20 protein-coding genes are annotated in these 21,255 nt (G+C 61.5%); 10 read left to right on the top strand and 10 right to left on the bottom strand.

From position 1 onward, the window contains the following. Positions 1–28 precede the first annotated feature (28 nt). The gene (gene cynS, locus HBJ59_RS02925; RefSeq protein WP_003210659.1) at positions 29–499 is read left to right on the top strand and encodes a cyanase; all 471 of its coding nucleotides are present in this window, start codon (positions 29–31) and stop codon (positions 497–499) included. Between the two features lie 55 nt (positions 500–554). Then, complete coding sequence (locus HBJ59_RS02930; RefSeq protein WP_076014822.1) at positions 555–1,394, top strand: cache domain-containing protein; 840 nt, start codon at positions 555–557, stop codon at positions 1,392–1,394. Positions 1,395–2,227: 833 nt separating this feature from the next. Here the strand turns inward: HBJ59_RS02930 and HBJ59_RS02935 are convergent. Together HBJ59_RS02935 and pobA are read right to left on the bottom strand one after the other, a co-directional pair. After that, positions 2,228–3,739 (bottom strand): MDR family MFS transporter, encoded by a 1,512-nt coding sequence (locus HBJ59_RS02935; RefSeq protein WP_076015892.1) that lies wholly within the window; start codon positions 3,737–3,739, stop codon positions 2,228–2,230. Between the two features lie 73 nt (positions 3,740–3,812). Beyond that, positions 3,813–4,997 (bottom strand): 4-hydroxybenzoate 3-monooxygenase, encoded by a 1,185-nt coding sequence (gene pobA, locus HBJ59_RS02940; protein ID WP_178124255.1) that lies wholly within the window; start codon positions 4,995–4,997, stop codon positions 3,813–3,815. Positions 4,998–5,186: 189 nt separating this feature from the next. Here pobA and HBJ59_RS02945 point away from each other — a divergent pair, with 189 nt between their 5' ends. Next, entirely contained in the window at positions 5,187–6,083 is an 897-nt protein-coding gene (locus tag HBJ59_RS02945; RefSeq protein ID WP_076015894.1) for a helix-turn-helix domain-containing protein, read from the top strand. Here the strand turns inward: HBJ59_RS02945 and HBJ59_RS02950 are convergent. Next, positions 6,067–6,243, bottom strand: coding sequence for a hypothetical protein (locus HBJ59_RS02950; protein ID WP_167662732.1), 177 nt, complete (start codon positions 6,241–6,243; stop codon positions 6,067–6,069). The two genes, HBJ59_RS02945 and HBJ59_RS02950, sit on opposite strands and share 17 nt — an antisense overlap. Positions 6,244–6,343: 100 nt before the next feature. Next, positions 6,344–7,249, bottom strand: coding sequence for a LysR family transcriptional regulator (locus HBJ59_RS02955; RefSeq protein WP_167662733.1), 906 nt, complete (start codon positions 7,247–7,249; stop codon positions 6,344–6,346). Positions 7,250–7,353: 104 nt separating this feature from the next. Here HBJ59_RS02955 and HBJ59_RS02960 point away from each other — a divergent pair, with 104 nt between their 5' ends. Beyond that, positions 7,354–8,226 carry an MBL fold metallo-hydrolase gene (locus HBJ59_RS02960; protein WP_167662734.1) on the top strand — a complete coding sequence of 291 codons (873 nt, stop codon included), beginning with the start codon at positions 7,354–7,356 and terminating at the stop codon, positions 8,224–8,226. A gap of 34 nt (positions 8,227–8,260) precedes the next feature. Then, complete coding sequence (locus tag HBJ59_RS02965; RefSeq protein ID WP_167662735.1) at positions 8,261–8,875, top strand: NAD(P)-dependent oxidoreductase; 615 nt, start codon at positions 8,261–8,263, stop codon at positions 8,873–8,875. A 118-nt stretch (positions 8,876–8,993) separates the two neighbouring features. On the opposite strand, the gene HBJ59_RS02970 is transcribed toward HBJ59_RS02965, so the two are convergent. Further along, complete coding sequence (locus tag HBJ59_RS02970) at positions 8,994–9,872, bottom strand: LysR substrate-binding domain-containing protein (protein WP_167662736.1); 879 nt, start codon at positions 9,870–9,872, stop codon at positions 8,994–8,996. Positions 9,873–9,983: 111 nt separating this feature from the next. Here HBJ59_RS02970 and HBJ59_RS02975 point away from each other — a divergent pair, with 111 nt between their 5' ends. From HBJ59_RS02975 to HBJ59_RS02990, 4 genes are all read left to right on the top strand, one after another. Beyond that, positions 9,984–11,609: a 5-guanidino-2-oxopentanoate decarboxylase gene (locus tag HBJ59_RS02975; protein ID WP_167662737.1), complete on the top strand. Its 1,626-nt coding sequence runs from the start codon at positions 9,984–9,986 to the stop codon at positions 11,607–11,609. After that, positions 11,606–13,048, top strand: coding sequence for an aldehyde dehydrogenase family protein (locus HBJ59_RS02980; RefSeq protein ID WP_167662738.1), 1,443 nt, complete (start codon positions 11,606–11,608; stop codon positions 13,046–13,048). The genes HBJ59_RS02975 and HBJ59_RS02980 overlap by 4 nt, the downstream gene beginning before the upstream one ends. A gap of 273 nt (positions 13,049–13,321) precedes the next feature. Beyond that, positions 13,322–14,509: a cyanate transporter gene (locus tag HBJ59_RS02985; protein ID WP_076015902.1), complete on the top strand. Its 1,188-nt coding sequence runs from the start codon at positions 13,322–13,324 to the stop codon at positions 14,507–14,509. A 137-nt stretch (positions 14,510–14,646) separates the two neighbouring features. Then, complete coding sequence (locus HBJ59_RS02990; protein ID WP_076015903.1) at positions 14,647–15,582, top strand: LysR family transcriptional regulator; 936 nt, start codon at positions 14,647–14,649, stop codon at positions 15,580–15,582. 110 nt (positions 15,583–15,692) lie between these two features. Here the strand turns inward: HBJ59_RS02990 and HBJ59_RS02995 are convergent, their stop codons facing one another. From HBJ59_RS02995 to HBJ59_RS03005, 3 genes are all read right to left on the bottom strand, one after another. Further along, positions 15,693–16,055: a 5-carboxymethyl-2-hydroxymuconate Delta-isomerase gene (locus tag HBJ59_RS02995; RefSeq protein WP_076015904.1), complete on the bottom strand. Its 363-nt coding sequence runs from the start codon at positions 16,053–16,055 to the stop codon at positions 15,693–15,695. A gap of 70 nt (positions 16,056–16,125) precedes the next feature. Next, positions 16,126–17,313 carry a low temperature requirement protein A gene (locus tag HBJ59_RS03000; RefSeq protein WP_167662739.1) on the bottom strand — a complete coding sequence of 396 codons (1,188 nt, stop codon included), beginning with the start codon at positions 17,311–17,313 and terminating at the stop codon, positions 16,126–16,128. Between the two features lie 26 nt (positions 17,314–17,339). Beyond that, positions 17,340–18,275 (bottom strand): LysR substrate-binding domain-containing protein, encoded by a 936-nt coding sequence (locus tag HBJ59_RS03005; RefSeq protein ID WP_167662740.1) that lies wholly within the window; start codon positions 18,273–18,275, stop codon positions 17,340–17,342. 130 nt (positions 18,276–18,405) lie between these two features. Here HBJ59_RS03005 and HBJ59_RS03010 point away from each other — a divergent pair, with 130 nt between their 5' ends. Continuing rightward, on the top strand, positions 18,406–18,582 hold the full coding sequence (locus HBJ59_RS03010) for a hypothetical protein (protein ID WP_167662741.1): 177 nt from the start codon (positions 18,406–18,408) through the stop codon (positions 18,580–18,582). On the opposite strand, the gene HBJ59_RS03015 is transcribed toward HBJ59_RS03010, so the two are convergent. Both HBJ59_RS03015 and HBJ59_RS03020 read right to left on the bottom strand, forming a co-directional pair. Beyond that, on the bottom strand, positions 18,537–19,862 hold the full coding sequence (locus HBJ59_RS03015) for an MFS transporter (protein ID WP_076015908.1): 1,326 nt from the start codon (positions 19,860–19,862) through the stop codon (positions 18,537–18,539). The two genes, HBJ59_RS03010 and HBJ59_RS03015, sit on opposite strands and share 46 nt — an antisense overlap. Before the next feature lie 59 nt (positions 19,863–19,921). Next, positions 19,922–21,244 (bottom strand): MFS transporter, encoded by a 1,323-nt coding sequence (locus tag HBJ59_RS03020; protein WP_167662742.1) that lies wholly within the window; start codon positions 21,242–21,244, stop codon positions 19,922–19,924. Between the last annotated feature and the right edge of the window lie 11 nt (positions 21,245–21,255).

The following is a 21,255-nucleotide window of genomic DNA, read 5'->3' on the forward strand; positions in this document are numbered from 1 at the left end:
CCTTATTCAACCCCAAGAGGAAATCATCATGTTGCAATCCCAATTCGCCCAATCCCCTCGCCTGGCCCTGGCCGACACCGTCATCGACATCAAGGCGCGCAAGAACCTGTCGTGGCAGGACCTCACCGACGGCACCGGCCTGAGCCTGGCGTTCGTCACCGCCGCCCTGCTCGGCCAGCATCCACTGCCGAAAGACGCTGCCGATGTGGTCTGCGACAAGCTCGGCCTCGACCAGGACGCCAGCCGCCTGCTGCAAACCGTGCCCCTGCGCGGCAGCTTCCCCGGCGGTGTGCCGACGGACCCGACCATGTACCGCTTCTATGAAATGCTGCAGGTCTACGGTTCGACCCTCAAGGCCCTGGTGCACGAGCAGTTTGGCGACGGCATCATCAGCGCGATCAACTTCAAGCTGGACATCAAGAAGGTCGAAGACCCGGACGGCGGCTCCCGCGCGGTGATCACCCTGGATGGCAAATACCTGCCGACCAAACCGTTCTGATTGGCCGGTAAACCGTCTACGCTCTTGGCACACCAACAAGAACGAGGGACGGGTAATGAAGGCAATGCTCCGAGCCACCTGGCTGCTGCTGTTGTGTTTTGGCCAGGTGCACGCCGCCACCGCTGAGGAGGCGGATGCCCAAGCCGCCAAGGCCTTGTTGGAAAAGGCCTTGGCGTATTACCAGAGCAATGGCGACAAAGCCTTTGCGGCGTTCAGCCGACAGGGTGAGTTCGTCGATCAGGACCGTTATGTGTTCGTGGTCAACACCAAGGGCGTGCTGCTGGCAAGTGGCGGGCCCTCTTCTGCGTTGATCGGGCGCAATGTTTCCGAGGTGCTGGGGCCGGATTTGAACAAGTCGTTCAAGGATGCGTTGGGGGTGCCTGAGGGCAGTGGCATTCAGCAGGCCGATTACCGTTGGCAGAATTGGAATGACGGTAAGGTTGAGCGCAAACATGTGTATTACCAGCGTGTTGGGCAGCGGATTCTGGCCGTCGGCTACTACCTGCCGCGGGCGACGCCGGAACATGCCAAAGCCCTGCGAAACAAAGCCGTCAAGGCGCTGGAGAAGGACCCGGTTGGGACGCTGAAGGCGATCAACGACATGCAGGGGGGTTTTCTGCAGGACGATTTGTATGTGTTTGTGGTTGACCTCGACACCCAGCGCTACGTCGCTCATGGCACGACTCCGCGGTTGGTGAATACGGATTTCAGCAAGATCAAGGATCCCGACGGGAAGCCGGTGGGTGAGCCGATATTGGCGGTCATGGCGGAGCAGGATCAGGGGGAATACAAGTACCGCTGGAAAAATCCGGTGACCGGGAAGGTTGAGAACAAGCATGCGTACTTGCGCAAGGCTGGGCATTTTATGGTGGCTGTGGGGTATTACAGTCCTTGATGGGTGTATATCCGTTTTTTGGGTTGGGGCTGATATGGGTTCCGCTCTTACAGCGGCTCACTTTTGAAGAGCGCAAAAGTAAGCAAAACGCTCTTGCCCCACCACTCGGCACCTCGCTTGGGCTCGGTGTGCCCTCACTCCGGCTTTGGAGCGTGGGCCGCCGCGATGGGCCATCCTTGGCCCAGCGCGGCTAACCCGGCGTCCTGCCGGGTTACCCACGCTCCAAAGCCTGCGTTCGGCCAGCGTGGTTTAACGGGGCGCCTAAGATCAAGATCAACAGCAGATCAAGGGCACAGCGGCCTACAGGCCGGCTTGAGTGTTGTAAATCAACAGCAAAAGCCAAAGCGGGCACGGTCCAAATGTGGGAGCGGGCTTGCTCGCGAAGGTCGTTAACGATGACGCGGGCATTCTGGATGAACGCGGCGGTCTCAGGTTTTTCGCGAGCAAGCTCGCTCCTACAGGAAAGCAGCTCTGCTTTCGCTCTTAACACTCAAGCCGGCCTGTAGGCCGCTGTGCTCTGGCTTTTGATCTGCTTTTGATTTTGATCTGCGGGCCCCGTCAACCACGCTGGCCGCAAGTAGGCACGGTGGAGCGGGTAAATCGGCAGGGAAGCCGATTTAGCCGCGCCGGGCCATGGATGGCCCGTCGCGGCGGCCCGCGGAACCGGGCCGGAGTGCGGGCATGCCGAGCCCAGGCGAGGCACCGAGTGGTGGGGCAAAGACCTTTTGGTTACTTTTGGCTGGGCCGGCATTCCGGGCGTTTGCCAAAAGTGACCCGCTGTAAGAGCGGAACCATAGGCGGCCGTTACCTAAATAACGGATATGTACACAAAACTACCTGGCCTTATCTTCCCGCCCCCGCAACACCCGATTAGGCATGGCAATCGCCGCCGCCAACCCCAACAACGAAACCCCCGCACTCACCATCAACAAATGCCTGAAGGTCACAAGCAGCTCCCCCCGCAACGCATCCTGCGCCGGCCCAGGCGCCGCATTCAAACCATCCAACAGCACATTCCCGGAACTCCCCTCAGCCACCAACGCCCCACTGGCCAGGTGCGCAAAACTGGAATCCTGCAACAACGCCAACAACAGCGCCGACATACACGCCACCCCGACCGCACCGCCCAGGGAACGAAACAGATTCGTGGTGCTGGTAGCCACCCCAATATCCCGCTGCTCCACCGAATTTTGCGTCCCCACCAGCGAAGTCGGAAACTGCATCCCGGCGGCAATCCCACACAGCAACATAAACAAACTGGTCACTGCCACAGCCTGCGGCGCACTGAGCGCCATGCCGAGAATCGCGATCGGACTCAGGAAAGCACCCATCAGAATCATCGGCTTATAGCGTCCAGTCACCGAAGTCATACGCCCGGCAAAATACGCCCCCATCGGCAACCCCATCGCCAGCGGCAGCAAGTGCAAAGCGGCACTGTCAGCACCGGAACCGGTCACAGTCTGGTAACGCAGCGGCATCAACACCGTGAGGGAAATCGCCTGAAAACTGGTAAAGAAAATCGTGCACCAACACAACACCGCACTGCGGTTGGCAAACAAGTGCATCGGCAACAACGGCTCCCGCGCCCGGCGCTCGTGCCACACAAACACCGTCAACGCCACCAACGCGCAAACCAACAACCCCAGCACTTCATCGTCGCGCCAATGATGACCCTGGCCAATTTCGGTAATGCCCAGCAACAGCGCCGTCAAACCGACGATCATCAACACAGTGCCGAGATAGTCGATCACCGGCTTGCGCTGCGGCACCGGCAGCCCCACCAACGTGCGATGGGCCACCCACCAGGCACCCGCGCCCAGCGGCAGGTTAATCAGGAACACCCAGCGCCACGACAGGTACTCGGTCATGTAACCACCCAACACCGGGCCGGCCACGCTCGCCACCGCGTACATGCTGCTGAAGTAACCCTGGTAACGCCCACGCTCACGGGGCGGAATGATGTCACCGATAATCGCCTGGCTGACCGAAATCATCCCACCGGCACCAATGCCCTGGAGGATCCGCGCCAGCACCAGCTGCTCCATGCTCTGGGCCATGCCGCAGAACAGCGAAGCAAGGGTGAACAGGCCCATGCCGATCAGCATCATCGGCCGGCGCCCGTACAGGTCGCCGAGCTTGCCGTAGATCGGCACCGCCACGGTCATCGCCACCATGTAGCCGGAGATCACCCAGGCCAGCAGGTTGACGTCATGGAACTGGGCGGAAATCGCCGGCATGGATACAGCAACGATGGTCTGGTCCAGGGCCCCGAGAAAGATCGCCATCATCAAGGCGACAAGGACACTGCGAATAGCGGGTGTGGCGGGCTGATTGAGGTTGGTCACGGCAGAACCTGCGAGCAAGCCCCACGGGAAAAGGAGGCCCGCGGGAATGCTCGTCAGTGTACTAGATAGCTGGCTATTCGATAGCCTCATAAGGAAGCCCGACGTAATTTTCTGCAATGGTTTTACGCCCGGCCTCGGAGTCGACGAAGTACTCCAGTTCGCTCTGGGCAATGCGCTGGCTGAAGCCGTCGGCCTCCGGGAATTGGTGCAACATCGAGGTCATCCACCAGGAAAACCGTTCGGCCTTCCAGATCCGCCGCAGGCAAATCTGCGAGTATTTCTCCAGCAATTCCACTCGGCCCTCGCGGTACACCTTGAGCAAAATAGTGAACAAGGTGCTGACATCGCTGGCCGCCAGGTTCAAGCCCTTGGCGCCGGTGGGCGGCACGATGTGCGCGGCGTCGCCCAGCAGGAACAGGCGGCCGTATTGCATTGGCTCCACCACAAAGCTGCGCAGTGGTGCGATGCTCTTTTCGATGGACGGGCCCGTCACCAGTTGCTCGATCAACGACGTAGGCAGCCGGGTTTTCAGTTCATCCCAGAAGCGCTCATCGGACCAGTCGCCAACCGACTCATCGGCCGGCACTTGCAGGTAATAGCGGCTGCGGGTCGGTGAGCGCATGCTGCACAGGGCAAAACCGCGCTCGTGCTTGGCGTACACCAGTTCATCGTGGATCGGCGGGGTGTCGGCGAGAATGCCGAGCCAGCCGAACGGATAGACACGTTCGAAGACCTTCAATGCCTCAGCGGGAATCGACTGACGCGCCACACCGTGAAAACCGTCACAGCCGGCGATGTAATCGCAGTCCAGCCGATACTGCTCACCTTCATGCTCGAAGCTCAGCCACGGCTCTGCGCTTTTCAGATCATGAGGCTGCACATTGCTGGCTTCGTACACAGTAGTGGCGCCGCTGGCCTGGCGCGCGGCCATCAGGTCGCGGGTGACTTCGGTCTGGCCGTAGATCATCACCGTCTTGCCGCCGGTCAGCGCCTTAAGGTCGATGTGGGTCAGTTGCCCGTTCAGTGCAAGCTCAAAGCCATCATGTACCAGGCCTTCGGCATCCATCCGCGCACTGACGCCGGCCTGGCGCAACAGGTCGACCATGCCTTGCTCCAGCACCCCGGCACGGATGCGACCTTGCACGTAATCCGGGGTCTGGCGCTCTAGAATCAGGGTTTCAATCCCGGCGTTGTGCAGCAGTTGCCCGAGCAACAGCCCCGACGGGCCGGCGCCGATGATGGCGACTTGGGTTTTCAGCGTTTTCATTATTTTTATGGCCCGCAAGCTTCACCCGAACGTATCCGGTGAAAGAGTTGTCATTGAAGGTGTTGCTGACATTTTTCACTTGAGTGCCCGGCATAAGAAGGTGAAAACTGAGCCCAAAGCTGCGCTTTTCGCCAATTGGGGCGATTACCGCACAATTATCCCGAAGTATCGGATGAAGCCATGACCAAAACTGCCAGTGCCGCGATTCCAGTATTCAAACTCTACGGTGAGAGCCAGCAATGGCCGACCCCGGATTTGTTGCACTGCGAAACCATCTCCCGGCGCAGCCGTGAGTACCAGTGGGAAATCCAGCCCCACCGGCATGCGGACCTGTGCCAATTGCTCTACGTGCACAAGGGCCAGGCGCAACTGGAAATTGAAGGCCAGCGCAGCACCCTGAGCGAAGCGACGCTGCAGGTGCTGCCGCCGTTGTGCGTGCATGGTTTTCGGTTTTCCGAAAACGTCGAAGGCTTTGTGGTGACCCTGGCCGCGCCGCTGATGGCGCACCTGCAGGGGCAACTGGGCGCGGCGCTGGATGGCCTGAATGCCCTGGGCAGCTACCCTGCCGGCAACGACAGTGACTACCTCAACAGCCTCTTTGCGCGGTTGCAGGACGAGTACGCCAGCGATCAACCGGCACGGGACATGATGATGCACGCGCTGGTCAGTGTGCTGCTGGTTTGGATCAGCCGACAGGCCATCCAGCGCCGGCATCCACGGGCGCCCCGGGGCCGCGAATATTTCCGCCGGTTCACCCAGTTGGTGGAACAGCATTACCGCGAACACCCGAAAATCGAAGACCTGGCCCACAAGCTCGGGATCTCGGTCTCACACCTGAACGGTACATGTCGGGAGTTGGGCGGGCAGCCCGCGTTGCAGATCATGCACGACCGCCAATTGCTGGAAGCCAAGCGCCTGCTGACTTACACCAGCATGACCATCAATGAGATGTCTGAGGTATTGGGCTTTTCTGACCCGACCAACTTCTCGCGGCTGTTTCGCCGTCGCGTCGGGTTCTCTCCGAAAGCGTTTCGGGAGCAGTTGAAAGCCGACCAGGACGCTAGCGCAGCGAACTGAAGGCGGCCATGTGGCCAACGCATTGACCGTGATTGCAGCTGGAGGCGTAGCTCGGCTGCATGCGGGCCTGTTCGACGCGGTAGGCGGCAGTGCCGTAGAGCGCTGTGGCGGCGGCGCACAGGGTGAAAATCATCAGGTACTTTCTTGTTTTGATCGACATGATGCTGACCTCTGATCCGATCAAGAAGGTGCTTTGATAAGCATAGGTCAACTGGGGCAAGTCGCCATTATCGGACGATATTCGACATGTTTATGTCGGCTCAGAGACCGACGTCCCACACTGGCTCCTCCGGAAACCTCAACACCAAAAAATCCAGCAAGCTGCGCAGCGCCGACGGCATGTGCTTGCGCGAGGCGTACACCGCGTAGATGTTCATCTGCTGCGGCTCGGCCTCGGGCAGCAGGCGGATCAGCTCGCCGCTGCGGATGTAGTCGCCGGCCTGATAACTCGGCAACCGCGACACCCCGGCCCCCGCCAGCGTCACCCGCAATAAGGTGCTCGCCTCATTCGCACTGATATTGCCCTGCACCGGCACCGACACCGGCTCGCCGTTTTCCACGAAGTGCCACAGGCTTTTGCCGAAGTAGGAGTGGGTCAGGCAATTGTGCCGGGCCAAGTCCTGGACCCGCCGGGGCTGCGGATGCTCCAGCAGGTAAGCGGGCGATGCGCAGATCACCGAACGGCACAACGTGAGGCGGCGGGCGATCAGGTTGGGGTCCAGTTCAAAGCTGGTGCGGATCGCCAGGTCGATACGTTCGTCCACCAGGTTCACTGTGCGATCTAGCATCTGCATGTCGATGCTGACCAGCGGGTAGCGCTTGACGTATTCGGCCATGGCATCGGCCAACTGCGCCTGGCCGAAGGAGGTGCTGACGCTCAGGCGCAGCAGGCCACGGGGCGCTTCGTCCGGCTCACTGACGGCGGCCTGCATGTCGCTGCACAACTCCAGCATCTGCCGGCAACGGGGCAAGGTTTCGCTGCCGGCGGCGGTCAGGCTGAGTTTGCGCGTGGTGCGGTGCATCAGCCGCGCGCCGACCCAGTCTTCCAGCTCCGCCAGGTAGCGCGATACCACCGGGCGTGATAAGTCCAGATGGTCGGCCGCTGCGGACTGGCTGCCCAAGTCCACCACGGTCACAAACACGCGCATTGCTTGAAGACGATCCATGATTTGCCCGCTTTTAGAAACAAACTATGTCCAAGCATCGCATTTTTTGTAGCGTTTAGTGCAACTAAGCTCTGTCCACACCTTACCGATGACTGGAGCAGCACATGTTTGGATTCTCCCCGCTCAAGCGCGTGGCCCTGACCGCCGCCACCCTGGCCTTCGCCGCGCACGCCACGGCTGCCGACTTGACTCTGGACGCCTACAACCCGGGCGAAAGCGCGATGATGCCGGTCACCTCGGTACTGGTCAGTGGCGACAAAGACGCGATCCTGGTGGACGCCCAATTCGGCAAGACTCAGGCCGAGCAACTGGTGCAAAAAATCCGCGCCAGCGGCAAGCACCTGACGACCATTTACATCAGCCATGGCGACCCGGACTACTACTTCGGCCTCGACACCCTGACCGCCGCCTTCCCCCAGGCCAAAGTCCTGGCGCCGCAGCCGGTGGTCGACCACATCAAGGCCACCGTTGAACACAAACTGGCGTTCTGGGGCCCGAAACTGGGGGCCGACAAGCCTGCCAAGGCTGTCATCCCGCAGGTACTTGAAGGCCACAGCCTGACCCTCGAAGGCAAGCAACTGGAAGTGATCGGTCTCGACGGCGCACAACCGGAGCGCACCTTTGTGTGGATCCCGTCGATCAAGGCAGTCGTCGGTGGCGTGGTCGTCTCCGAGAACATCCATGTGTGGATGGCCGACACGCAGACCGCGAAGTCCCACACCGATTGGCTGGCAACCCTGCAACGTATCCAGGACTTGAAACCGCGCACCGTGATTCCGGGTCACTACCTGGGCACACCGTCGCTCAAATCCGTGGCGTTCACCGCCGACTACATCAAGGCGTTTGACGAAGAAACCGCCAAGGCCAAGGACTCTGCCGCCCTGATCGCGGCGATGAAAAAGCGTTACCCGAACCTGGGCGACGAAAGCACCCTGGAACTGGGCGCCAAAGTCGCCAAGGGCGAAATGCAGTGGTGAATTGATTCAACCCTTAACCGAACTGGAGAACGTCATGAGCAAGATCGCAATCATTGGTGCCACCGGTCGTGCCGGTAGCCAACTGCTGGAAGAAGCGTTGCGTCGCGGGCACACCGTCACGGCCATCGCACGGAATACCGACAAGATTGGCGTGCGCCCAGGGGTCACCCTCAAGCAAGTGGATGCGCTGGATGCCCAGGCGCTGGAACAGGCCATCAGCGGCAACGACGTGGTAATCAGTGCTGCGCACTTCGCCACCCTGCCGCCTGAAGCGGTGATCAACCCGGTGAAAAAAGCCGGCGTGAAGCGCCTGCTGGTGGTGGGCGGTGCCGGTTCGTTGCTGTTGTCGGGCGGCACCAAGGTCATCGACAGCCCGGGCTTCCCCGAGGAATACAAAACCGAAGCCAGCGCCGGCAGTATTTTCCTCGACACCTTGCGTCAGGAAAAAGACCTGGACTGGACCTTCCTTTCGCCTTCGGCGGAGTTCACCGAGACCGCGCGCACCGGCAAATTCCGCCTGGGCCAGGATGAATTGCTGGTGAGCAGCGAAGGCCGCAGCTGGATCAGCTTTGCCGACTTTGCGATTGCGCTGATTGACGAAGTGGAAACGCCGAAGCATTCGCACCAGCGGTTTACGGTCGGTTATTAAGCCTGACGCGCACTAAAAATGTGGGAGCGGGCTTGCTCGCGAAGGCGGTGTTTCAGTCAACAGATGTATTGGCTGACACGGCGCCTTCGCGAGCAAGCCCGCTCCCACATTTTGATCTTCATTGTGACGGCGACTGCGCCTGGCTCACCAACCAATCCATAAGCTGCTCCAGCCCTGCCGAGGGCTCCGTCCCCGGCGGGTACACCAGGTAATACCCCATCCCCGTCGGCACCCGCAGTTCAAACGGTGTCGCCAACCGCCCCGCCTTGAGATCCTCGCCAATCAGCGCGCTGTCGCCAATCGCCACGCCCGAACCTTGGGACGCCACTGTCATCGCCAGATCCAGCGTTTCAAAATGATGCCCCTGGGCAAGATTGCTCAAACGTGTATTCGCCGCCTTCAACCACAATGACCAATCCCGTTCATCCCGCGTAGGGTGCAGCAGCACCTGTTGCTGCAAGTCTGCGGGCGTGTGCAAACCACCGAGCAAGGCCGGTGCGCACACTGGCGTCAGTCGCTCATCAAACAAATGCCGGGCCTGGGCCGACTGCTCGGCAATCGGTGCGTAGATCACCGCGGCATCGAACTGCTCGCGGCGAAAGTCGACGGTGTAGGCCACGGTGGTGGTCAGTTCCACCGGCACGTCCGGGCGCTCTTGCTGCCACTGCATCAGGCGCGGTAACAGCCAGCGCATCACGCAGGTGGAAGCCTTGAGCTGCAAGGTCTCGCGGCGGGTGCCGATCTGCTCCACCGCGTCACCGATCAGGCCGAACACCTGCTGCGCCCGCAGCGACCATTCACGGCCCTCTTCGGTCAGGCTCAAGCCACGAGCCTGGCGCTGGAACAGCGCATAGCCCAGATGACTTTCCAGCCCGGCAATCTGCCGGCTCACCGCACCCTGGGTGATGTGCAATTGCTCGGCGGCACGGGTGAAATTGCAGCACTGGGCCGTGACCCAAAAGGTGTGCAAGGCCGGCAACGGCGGAAGGCGTTTCATAAGGGCGCAGCCATGACGTGAGGACATGGCTAGTATGACTTTTTATCGATTGTTGCCGCTACGGGCCAGCCGTTCCAATACGGGCCTTTATCAACAATAAGAGCGACGACAATGGCGACCTGCGGCGAAGTATTGGTCAACCTGCTGGAAGGCTACGGCGTGGACCAAGTGTTCGGCATCCCCGGCGTGCACACCGTGGAACTCTACCGGGGCTTGGCGCGCTCAAGCATCCGCCACGTCACCCCGCGTCACGAACAGGGCGCCGGTTTCATGGCCGACGGCTACGCGCGCACCAGCGGCAAGCCTGGCGTGTGCTTCATCATCACTGGCCCCGGCATGACCAATATCACCACCGCCATGGGCCAGGCCTACGCCGACTCGATCCCGATGCTGGTGATTTCCAGCGTGCAGTCCCGCAGTCAGCTGGGCGGCGGGCGCGGCAAGCTGCATGAGCTGCCGAACCAGAGCGCGATGATCGCGGGCGTGGCGGCGTTCTCCCATACCTTGATGTCGGCGGCCGAATTGCCAGGCGTGTTGGCCCGGGCATTTGCGCTGTTCCAAGCCGGGCGACCGCGCCCGGTGCATATCGAAATCCCGCTGGATGTGCTGGTGGAAAACGCCGACGCATTGCTCGGCAGCGAGCCCATCAGTGTTTCCCGCGCCGGTGCTGCGCCGTCGGCGGTCAAGCAGATGAGCCAACTGCTGGCGGCGGCGAAACGTCCGCTGATCCTTGCCGGTGGTGGCGCCATCGACGCAGCACCCGAGTTGACGCAACTGGCCGAAGCCCTCGGCGCGCCAGTGGCGCTGACCATCAATGCCAAGGGCATGCTGGCGTCCAACCACCCGCTGCTGATCGGCTCGACCCAGACCCTGGTCGCCACCCGCGCCTTGGTCGCCGAGGCAGACGTAGTACTGGCGATCGGCACTGAGCTGGCAGAAACCGACTACGACGTGACCTTCGCCGGCGGCTTCGAAATTCCCGGTGCCCTGCTGCGTATCGACATTGATTCCGACCAGACCGTACGTAACTACCCACCGCACGTCGCGCTGGTGGCTGACGCGCAAATCGCTGCTCAAGCCTTGCTCGCCGAACTGGGCACCAAGCCTTTGGCCGCTCGCGACAGCAACTGGGGCGCACATCGCGTCGCCCGCCTGTGGAGCGAACTGGAACCCACCTGGGACGCTGCGACCCGCGCGCAAACCCTGTTCCTCAATACGGTATTGGATGAGTTGCCCGACGCCGTACTGGTAGGCGACTCTACCCAACCGGTGTACACCGGCAACCTGACCCTGAACCTCGACCACCCGCGTCGCTGGTTCAACTCCTCCACCGGCTACGGCACCCTCGGCTACGCCTTGCCGGCGGCCATCGGTGCGTGGCTGGGGCGCGGCAACGGCGCACCGGTGGTGTGCCTGATCGGCGACGGCGGCCTGCAATTCACCCTGCCGGAACTGGCCAGCGCCGTGGAAGCGCGCACGCCGGTGATCGTGCTGCTGTGGAATAACCAGGGCTATGAGGAGATCAAGAAATACATGGTCAACCGCGCCATCGAGCCGGTGGGCGTGGACATTTACACCCCGGATTTTATCGGCGTGGCCAAGGCACTGGGCTGCGCTGCCCAGGCCGTGCACGGTGTTGAAGAACTGCGTAGCGCATTGCGCGCCGCCACGGATCGCCAGGGGCCGACGCTGATTGAAATCGACCAGGGACTTTGGATGAAGGCGGTGGCGGTATGAGCGCGGTCTTGAACGGGCTGTATATCAATGGCGTGTGGCGTGCGGGCCATGACGTGCTGGACGTGATCAACCCGGCGACCGAGGCCACGTTGGCTCAAGTGAACGTGGGTGATGCAAGTGCGGTGACCGAGGCCGTCGGTGCCGCCAGCGCCGCATTCCCGAACTGGTCAAAAAGCACCGGCCGCGACCGCGCCGCCCTTTTGCGCAAGATCGCCGAGGGCGTAAGCACCCAGCGTGATCACCTGATGCGCCTGCAATCGAGCAACAACGGCAAGCCGCTGTTTGAGGCAGGCATTGACGTGGACGACGTGATCGCCACGTTTGAGTATTACGCCGGTGTGGCGGACGAAATGGACGCCATCCAGGACCGTCCGGTGGTGCTGCCTACTGAGGATTTCAGCGCCCGTGTACGCCGGGAACCGTGCGGTGTGGTGGGCCTGATCGTGCCGTGGAATTTCCCGATGGTGACCACCGCCTGGAAACTCGCCCCGGCGCTGGCGGCCGGTTGCTGCGTGGTGCTCAAGCCTTCGGAAGTCACACCGTTGGCGGAGCTGGAACTGGCCAGGATCATCGCCTCGGTAGGGCTGCCTGCAGGTGTGTTCAACCTGGTCTGCGGCACTGGCCTGGCAGTGGGCGCGCCAATGGCGGCTGACCCGCGGATCGCGAAAATCTCCTTCACCGGCAGCAATGCCGTGGGCGTGCAAGTGATGCAGCGCGCTGCCGAAACGGTCAAGGGCGTGAGCCTGGAACTGGGGGGAAAATCGTCGTTGCTGGTGCTGGCGGATGCCGACCTCGACCTGGCCGTGGAACTGGCCTGCGGCGGTGGTTTCTTCAACGCCGGGCAAATGTGCTCCGCCACCAGCCGGGTGTTGGTCGCCGACGAATTGGCGGACGAGTTTCTGACTCGCTTACAGGCCAAGGCCGATAATATTCGCGTGGCAGACCCGTTTGCCGAAGACGTGGAAATGGGTGCGCTGGTCAACCGTGCGCAGTACGAGCGGGTGCTGGGGCATATCGAGCGTGGCGTGCAAGCCGGCGCGAAGTTGCTGTGTGGCGGCGGGCGCCCGGCGGATTTGCCTCACGGTTATTTCATTCGCCCGACGCTCTTCACCGAGGTGCCGCTGGACAGCGCGTTGTGGAACGAAGAAATCTTCGGCCCGGTGCTATGTGTGCGAAGTTTTGCCAATGAGGCCGAGGCGGTGGCGCTGGCCAATGACAGCGAGTTTGGCCTGGTCGCCAGTGTGCTGAGCAGCAACCTGGAAGCGGCTGAGCGGGTAGCCAATGCGCTGCAGGTGGGCTTGGTGTGGATCAATGCACCGCAGGTGATCTTCCCGCAAACGGCGTGGGGTGGTTACAAGCAGAGCAGTATTGGCCGGGAACTGGGGCCGTGGGGGTTGCAGGCGTTTCAGGAGATCAAGCATGTGATTCGGGCGATCTGAAACCACTACACAACACTGTGGCGAGGGAGCTTTTGTGGCGAGGGGGCTTGTCCCCCGTTGGGCTGCGAAGCGGCCCCAGAAAAAGCGGGAGCGCTTCGCACTCCAACGGGGGACAAGCCCCCTCGCCACAGGACAAGACCCCCTCTACACAGGAGGCTTCCCGACCACAAAAAAGCCCACCCGCATTTTTTCAATAGCCCCAACGACTTTCTCATTTGCCCCGCCTCCCCCACGCCCGGCCTAATACTGCCCTTGTCAGTTCAAGGCCTGCCCATGGAAAACGTCCGCGCAAAACCCGCCACCGCCCTTTGGCTGATGATCAGCGTCGTGCTGGTCGCTCTCAACCTGCGCCCTTCAATGGCAGCAGTCGGCCCGTTGTTGTCGTCGATCCGCGAAGAGGTGCCCCTGAGTTTCAGCACCGCCTCCCTGCTGACCATGCTGCCGGTCATGGCCATGGGCCTGGCGATGTTTTTTGGCATGGGCGTGGCCAAACGGTTCGGCGAGCATCGCAGCATTGTGCTGTCGCTGGTGGTGATCGGCCTGGCCACCGTCTCCCGGTTGTTCCTGGACTCGGCGGTTGAGCTGATCCTCAGCGCCATCGCCGCCGGCGTAGGCATCGCGATGATCCAGGCGCTGATGCCCGCCTTGATCAAGTCGCGCTTCAGCGACAACGTTTCACTGTTCATGGGCCTGTACGTCACCGCGATCATGGGCGGCGCAGCCCTGGCTGCTTCGTTCTCACCGTTCATCCAGGTGCAAACCGGCAGCTGGCGCATTGGCCTGGCGATCTGGGCGGCTCTCGCCGTGTTGGCGCTGGTGTTCTGGTACGCCCAACGCTCAGTGTTGCCGCCACTGCCCCAAGCCGGCGCGGGCCAACAGGAGTCGTTCTTCGGCAATCGCCGGGCCTGGCTGCTGGCGATCTTTTTCGGCCTCGGCACCGCCGCCTACACCTGCGTGCTGGCCTGGCTGGCGCCGTACTACGTGGAGTTGGGCTGGAGCGAGCAGAATGCCGGCCTGTTGCTGGGCTTTCTGACGGCCATGGAAGTGGTCTCCGGCCTGGTCACCCCGGCCATCGCCAACCGCCGCCAAGACAAGCGCGGCGTGGTCGCGGTGCTGCTGGTGCTGATCATCGCCGGCTTCTGCGGCCTGATCCTCAGCCCGCAACACCTGAGCCTGCTGTGGCCGTGCCTGCTGGGCCTGGGGATTGGCGGGTTGTTTCCGATGAGCCTGATCCTGTCCCTCGACCACCTCGACAACCCACGCCGCGCCGGCGGCCTGACTGCCTTTGTGCAGGGCATCGGCTACTTGATCGCCGGTCTTTCGCCGCTGATTGCCGGGATGATCCGCGACCAACTGGGCAGCTTCGAGTGGGCCTGGTGGTCACTGACGGCCGTCGTCGTGGTGATGTTGCTGATCCTGCTGCGCTTCGACCCGCGGTATTACGCGCGGCATATTCGCTGACGTCGTGTTGTAAACATTATTTGTCCCACCTTAAACATAGAAAGGTCCGACAGCGCTTTCTATTGGCACGAACGTTCCGTTAACATTTTGTATTGTCTTGTACCGAGTTCGGTACAAAGCGCTTGCGGACGGAACGGATGCTAAACAGCAACTTGCTAAGAAAGCTCGATATGCAGGACCTGATGGTGTTTGTCGCTGTTTACGATCAAAGCAGCGTCACTGAGGTCTCCGAAACGCTGTTCGTCAGCCAGTCCACCGTGAGCTACAGCTTGAAGAAGCTGCGCACCAGCTTTGAAGACGAGTTGTTTATCAACACCCGGGCGGGCATGCGTCCTACGTACAAAGCCGCCACCATGTACGGGCATGTGCAGAAAATCCTCGAAAGCATCAACCTGTGCCATGCCGGCAGCCAAGCTTTCGACCCCACCCAGAAGGCCGTGACCTTCAGCGTCTGCGCCCCCGAATACTTCGAGCAACTGATCCTGCCGCGCCTGCTGAAAAACTTCGATCACGCCGACCTGCCGGTGATCGTCAATGTGCAGAAGCTCGAAACCGAGATCCCGGCCGAAGCCTTGCGCGACGGGCGCCTGGACCTGGTGATCTGCTTCGGGCCGCACTTTCATCGCGAGCACAAGGACATCAAGACCCAGATGCTGCTGGAGGACGACCTGGTGTGCGTGTTCGACAAGCACTCGGCGCCACGGGAGCCGGCGTTCAGCCTGCAATCCTTTGTCGCCCGGCGCCATGTGTTCCCGACGCCCTGGAGTTCCGACACCAACATGATCGATGGCTGGCTCGCGCGCCAGTCCCACAAACGCCAGGTGATCGCCCGGGCCAACAGCTACAGCGCGGCGCTGAAGATGATCACCGGCACCGACTTTATCGTCACCCTGCCCCGTCGGGTGCAGAAGCTGCTGGCAGACAAGGCCGTGTTCGGCCATTGCGAAGCGCCGAACGGGTTGCCGGGGTTTACCCTGGATATGCAGTGGAATGAACACAGCGAGCAGGACAGCGCCAACACGTGGTTCAGGGAGCAGGTGGTGAAGGTGTGCGCGGATCAGGGGTTGCTATAACTTTTTTGTAGGAGCGAGCTTGCTCGCGAAGAACGTTAACGATGACACGGGCATTCAGGATTCCCGCGTCGTCTGTTAGTTTTTCGCGAGCAAGCTCGCTCCTACAGTAGTTAGCCGATGGTGACTTTGCTGTAGGACTCGCGGTCCATGTCTACCAACAGGACGCTTAGCTGAACCTGCAAATCTGCAGGCCAATCGCCCAGGTCCTGCAGCGCTGCCAGCAGGCTTTCCGACAACTGTTTCTTGACCTGCGGTGAGCGCCCGCTGAGCAGCGACAGTTTCACCGCGATAAACGCCCGCGGGCTCAAGGACGTGCCGACCTGGAACGTCTCCACCTTCAGCGCCCGGCTTTTGATATCGAACTCGGAACCGAACTGCCCGGACGCCATCAGCACGTTGTTGAGCCGCAACAAGGTTTTCTCAACGGCCAGTTCTGTGAGGTTGGCGGTGTATTCCAGATGCAGATGCGGCATGAAAGGCTCCGAATTGTTGTAGGAAAAGAGTCATACATATAGCACGCGGCCAAGCTGAACCAGACTGCTTTCACTGTGAAACTTCAGTCACGCTGCGCAGCGAACGATTTTCCCAGAACGCCACGATCACTAATACTGCCGAAGTCAGCGCGCCCAGCACCAACGCCGAAAACAGCTGCTGCAATCCCAGCGGCAATAACACCAACAACATCAACAGCCCGCCCAGGTGGGAAAAAGGCGGCAACGGCCGGTCGCTCATCACCCACTTGAACAGCGCGCTGCCCAGCAGAAACAACCACGGGCCGGCGATAATCGCCACCACGCCGGCCTGGCTGGCGTGCCCCGGGTGCACCAGCACCAGTTCGTCGGCCACTGCGCTGACGATAATCCCGGCGACGATCAATACATGCAGGTAGGTGTAAGCAATCCGCGCCTGACGGCCGGGGTCGGCAGAACTGGCGATACGGTGGTGGGCACGCTCGGCGCCGCTGTCGAAATAGATCCACCACAGGGCGATGCTGCCCACCACCGCCACCAGGAAAGCCGCCAGCCCTTCCACGCTCCAGGGCAATTCAGCGAAGGTCGCGCCGGTCACCAGCAACGACTCACCCAAGGCGATGATCACAAACAGACCGCAGCGTTCGGCCATGTGGTTGCCTTCCACATTCCAGTCCGACAGCGTGGAGCGACCAAGCCCGGGCACCCAGAAATACACCGACGGGGAAACCAACTCGATCAACAGCGCCAGGGCCCAGAAGGCCAAACGCTGTTCGCCTTCGAGCAGCGCGCCGGTGATCCAGAACACCCCGGAAAGCAGCATCCACGCCAGGATCCGCTGGAAGTTGCGAGTCATGTTCAGCGACTCGCCGCGCACCGCCCACAAGGCAAACAGCGTGCGTCCAACCTGCATGAACACATAGGCGCCGGCGAACAGCAGGCCACGGTCGGTAAACGCCTTGGGAATCGACGAGGACAACAGCAGGCCAGCCACCATCAAGCCGAACAGGCCGATACGAATCGGGATTTTTTCCGGGTCGAGCCAGTTGGTGACCCACGAGGTAAAGATCCATACCCACCACACCGCAACCATCATCAACGCCACTTGCACCGCGCCGCCGATGGACAGGTGCGCGAGCAGCGAATGGGACAACTGGGTCACGGCGAACACGAACACCAGGTCGAAGAACAACTCGACCATGCCAACCTTGCCGCTGTCATGACTGCCGCGCCCACGCAGCAAGGACCGGGATGGGGTCATGGGTGGATCTCCCTGAAAGGTCTATCTCAAGATTTGGGGGCGACTACCGGCAGCATGTCCCGCTCGCTCATGAACGCCTCCAGCCGCGAACGCATCCAGCGTTCCGCCGGGTCGGTGTCCACGTGGCTGAGCCAGACCATGGACAAGTCCAGTGTCGGGGTTTCGAACGGGAACGGCTCGCAGAACAGATTCCCCCCGGCAGCCATGGCCTGGGCAGTGTAGTCGGGCAGGCTGGCAATCATGTCGGTGCCGGCGAGCAGCGCCGGCAGCGCGCTGTATTGCGGCACCGAAAGCACCACGTGGCGTTTGCGACCGATCTCCGCCAGCCATTCATCGGCAAACCCGGACACGTTGGCGGTGTGGGACACCAGCACATGGGGCCGTGCGCAGTATTCATCGAGAGTCAGGGGTTTGTCCGAGGCGTCCGCCCGCAACAGGCACGGCCGGATATGCCGCAACAGCTTGCGCTTGGCATTCGCCGGCAGGCCGCGCGTCTGGGTGATGCCGACGGTGATATCGCCGGAAGCCAACAGGTCAGGGATGCGCCAGTAGTCCACATGCTGCACCACGAACACCACCTGCGGTGCTTCCTGGCGCAACGCCCGCAGCAACGGCGGCAGCAGGCCGAACTCGACGTCATCGGACAGGCCGATGCGAAAGGTCATGGTGCTGATGGACGGGTCGAAGTCGTGGGTCAGGCTCAGGGCCGACGACAATGAGTCGAGGGCCGGCGACAGGTGCTTGATGATTTCCTCGGCCCGCGCGGTGGGTTCCATGCGATGGCCGACGCGAATGAACAGCGGGTCGTTGAACAGCGTGCGCAGGCGATTGAGGGCCGAACTGATGGTGGGTTGGCCGAGAAACAGCTTCTCCGCCACCCGGGTCACATTGCGCTCGAGCATCAAGGTTTCAAAGACCACCATCAAGTTGATGTCGGCCTTGCGTAATTCATTGCGATTCATCGGCGCTCGCCCCACTGCCCTGGATAAGCAGCAGTTTAGAAACACCCGGGGCCCTGCGTCTATGCGCACACTGTTCAACACGGGCCTTTGGGACTATAAAGCAGCTTCCAAGGCTTGTGAGAACACCATCGTGCTGGTCATTTCTGCCTTGAGCATCCTGCTTGCCGGGATTTTGCTCTGGGCCATCAAATTCGTCGCTCACCCTACCGCCAGGACACTGTTGCGGGTATTTGTCGGTTTATGCCTGGCGGCCGTCGTGGCTTATCTGGTGCTGGCTTCGGGGTTTCCGACCTCATTGCTGGTGTGATCGGGCTCCTGTCCCTGGCGCAAACGCAAGGCGGCCAACGCGGCTACCACCAGCACTACGGCAATCACTTTCAAACCATTCATTGCGTTGCCAGTGCTCATTTCGATCGCGCCCATCACCGATGGCCCGACAAACCCGCCGAGCAACCCGCAGGCGTTGACGAAGCCCAGGCCGCCCGCCAGTGCCACGCCCTTGAGGCGTGAAGCCGGGTAGAGAAAGATGATCGACTGCACCACAAAGAACATCACCGCCGACACACAGAAGCCCAGCAGACTGAACACCGGCCCGGACACCGAGGCAATACCCAACCCCAACGCCATGGTCAGCAAGCCGGTAATCAACAGCCGCCGGGCACGGGTGGGCGTGGTCGCAAAACGCGGCAGCAACACCGCGCCGGCTGCTGCGGCAATCCACGGCAGTGAGGTCAGCAAGCCGACGCTCATGGTGCTCAATTCACCGTACTTGCTGATGATGCTCGGCAGGAAAAAGATCACCGTGTAAATGGTGATCTGATGGCAAAAATACACAAAGATCGCCAGCAGGATTTGCGGGGTCAGCCAGTTTTTCAGGGAATGCCCGCCCTCGCCTGCGCCCTCTTCGGTCTCCATCGCGATGCGCTGTTCAATCCCGCGCGCCTCTTCGGCCGAGAGCCACGGCGCCTTGCTCGGACGGTCCGGCAACTTGCGCCACACCACCCAGGCAAATGCCACTGCCGGCAGGCCTTCGAGCAGGAACATCCACTGCCAGCCGTGCCAACCGAGGATTCCATCCATGCGCATCAACGCCGCGCCCACCGGGCCGCCGATGATGTTGGCAAAACACACGCCGAGCAGAAAATACCCGGTGGCCCGCGCCCGTTGCTCGCGGTTGAACCAGTAGGTGAGGTACAGCATCACCCCGGGAAACAGACCGGCTTCGGCAATGCCCAGCAGCAGCCGCAGGACATAGAACGAAGTCTCACCCTGGACGAACGCCATGGCCGCTGAAATCAACCCCCAGGTCACCATGATCCGGGCAATCCAGAACCGCGCGCCGACCTTGTGCATGATCAGGTTGCTGGGGATTTCCGACAGCGCATAGGTCAGGAAGAACAACCCCGCGCCCAGGCCGTAAGCCGCCGCTGAAATCCCCAGGTCAACATCCAGGTGATGCTTGGCCAGGGCGATGTTGGTGCGGTCCAGAAAGCTCAGCACGTAGGCGATGATCAGCAAGGGCATCAACTTGACGAACATCAGTTTGTTCAACTCCCGTGGTTCACGGGCAGTGTTGGCAGTCTTCATCGGGCAATTCCTCTTGGCGCCCCGCCAGCGCAACGGCTGGGGGACGCATCGGTGTTGTTCTAGGATTCGAGTTGCGCAACCAGCGCCGGCGGGCGATGGGAAAACAGTTGCAGCAGCGCCCCGCCCAGGGCACAACCGGCCATTACGAAGAAGCACACCGTGTAGCCGTGCAAGGTGGTCCAGCCGCCGCCCATGGCAATCAGGCTGCCCATCAGCACCGGCGCCAGGCCGCCGCCGATAAACATCGCGGTGGTGATGATGCCGTTGGCGGTGGAGGTCGCCGACGGCTCGGCCGAGTCGCAGGCCACCGCGTAGTAGATTGGCCACACCGCGTTGGCCACCAGGCCGAACAGCAGTTGCACGACGATGATCAGGGTCAGGGTGTTGGCGAAGTAAAACGCGCCGACACTGGCGGCCATCCACACGCCGCAGATGATCAAGGTGACGCGCCGGCCAATGATGTCCGACAGCGACGGCCACACCAGTTGCCCGAGAATCCCGGTCAAGGTGAACACCACGCTCATCCCCGCCGACTCGGCCAGGGACAATCCGGCGATGTTGTACAGGTAGGCTGGCAGCACGATGTTGACGCCCATGTACACCACTTGGGTCAGCATCGTATTACCCGCCGTCAGGGCGATATTGCGATTGCGCAACGTGGCGATAAACGTGCGCCAGGCATGGCCCTTCACTTGGCTGGCGGGTGCGTTGTCTGGCGGGGTCATGCCCTTGGCGGCAATGTCGACGTACAGCGCGGTGATGCGTTCGGCAGTGGAATACCGCGCCCAGAAAATCATCAACGGCAACGCCACCACAAACGCGAAGAAGAACACGTAGCGCCAGTTGTCTTCACCAAAGGTGCTGATGACAAAGCTGGCGACAATGCCACTGAGCATGGCGCCAATCGGGTAACCGGTGTGGTGCGCGCCAAGGGCAAAACCACGACGTTCCACCGGCCACCATTCGGCGGTGTTACTCACGCCCACCGGCTCGCCCCAGCCTGCGCCAAGGTTGACGCCAACCCGCAGTGCAATAAAGGTCACGAGGTTGCCGCTGAGAGCCTTGAACCCGGAAAGAAACGAGATCGCCGTGTAGCCCAGCACCAGCGGCACCTGGAACCGCGCGCGCTTCCAGCCACCGCCGTAGCGGTCACTCCACATCGAGCCGGGAATATCCAGCAGGGCCAGGGCGAGCATGATCACCGTGGCCATGGTGCCCCACTGATCAGCCGACAAATCGAAATGCTTGGAGATGGTCGGCCCCAGGCGCAGCACGATCTCACGGTCGTAGGCGTTGAGGATCCAGATCATCCAGCACACCAGCAACGACACCCAGGAGTGCCGGTGAATACTGCGCAGCGAGGCTTTTTTCAAGGTTGCCATGGGTTTCTCCA

This window comes from Pseudomonas sp. AN3A02 (genome assembly GCF_011765255.1).
GTDB lineage: Bacteria > Pseudomonadota > Gammaproteobacteria > Pseudomonadales > Pseudomonadaceae > Aquipseudomonas.

Excerpts from the sequence above, each read along its gene's own strand:
- cynS (WP_003210659.1), top strand. The coding sequence starts at position 29 with ATGTTGCAATCCCAATTCGCCCAATCCCCTCGCCTGGCCCTGGCCGAC.
- HBJ59_RS02930 (WP_076014822.1), top strand. The coding sequence starts at position 555 with ATGAAGGCAATGCTCCGAGCCACCTGGCTGCTGCTGTTGTGTTTTGGC.
- HBJ59_RS02945 (WP_076015894.1), top strand. The coding sequence starts at position 5,187 with ATGACCAAAACTGCCAGTGCCGCGATTCCAGTATTCAAACTCTACGGT.
- HBJ59_RS02950 (WP_167662732.1), bottom strand. The coding sequence starts at position 6,243 with ATGTCGATCAAAACAAGAAAGTACCTGATGATTTTCACCCTGTGCGCC.
- HBJ59_RS02955 (WP_167662733.1), bottom strand. The coding sequence starts at position 7,249 with ATGGATCGTCTTCAAGCAATGCGCGTGTTTGTGACCGTGGTGGACTTG.
- HBJ59_RS02960 (WP_167662734.1), top strand. The coding sequence starts at position 7,354 with ATGTTTGGATTCTCCCCGCTCAAGCGCGTGGCCCTGACCGCCGCCACC.
- HBJ59_RS02965 (WP_167662735.1), top strand. The coding sequence starts at position 8,261 with ATGAGCAAGATCGCAATCATTGGTGCCACCGGTCGTGCCGGTAGCCAA.
- HBJ59_RS02970 (WP_167662736.1), bottom strand. The coding sequence starts at position 9,872 with ATGAAACGCCTTCCGCCGTTGCCGGCCTTGCACACCTTTTGGGTCACG.
- HBJ59_RS02975 (WP_167662737.1), top strand. The coding sequence starts at position 9,984 with ATGGCGACCTGCGGCGAAGTATTGGTCAACCTGCTGGAAGGCTACGGC.
- HBJ59_RS02980 (WP_167662738.1), top strand. The coding sequence starts at position 11,606 with ATGAGCGCGGTCTTGAACGGGCTGTATATCAATGGCGTGTGGCGTGCG.
- HBJ59_RS02985 (WP_076015902.1), top strand. The coding sequence starts at position 13,322 with ATGGAAAACGTCCGCGCAAAACCCGCCACCGCCCTTTGGCTGATGATC.
- HBJ59_RS02990 (WP_076015903.1), top strand. The coding sequence starts at position 14,647 with ATGCTAAACAGCAACTTGCTAAGAAAGCTCGATATGCAGGACCTGATG.
- HBJ59_RS02995 (WP_076015904.1), bottom strand. The coding sequence starts at position 16,055 with ATGCCGCATCTGCATCTGGAATACACCGCCAACCTCACAGAACTGGCC.
- HBJ59_RS03000 (WP_167662739.1), bottom strand. The coding sequence starts at position 17,313 with ATGACCCCATCCCGGTCCTTGCTGCGTGGGCGCGGCAGTCATGACAGC.
- HBJ59_RS03005 (WP_167662740.1), bottom strand. The coding sequence starts at position 18,275 with ATGAATCGCAATGAATTACGCAAGGCCGACATCAACTTGATGGTGGTC.
- HBJ59_RS03015 (WP_076015908.1), bottom strand. The coding sequence starts at position 19,862 with ATGAAGACTGCCAACACTGCCCGTGAACCACGGGAGTTGAACAAACTG.
- HBJ59_RS03020 (WP_167662742.1), bottom strand. The coding sequence starts at position 21,244 with ATGGCAACCTTGAAAAAAGCCTCGCTGCGCAGTATTCACCGGCACTCC.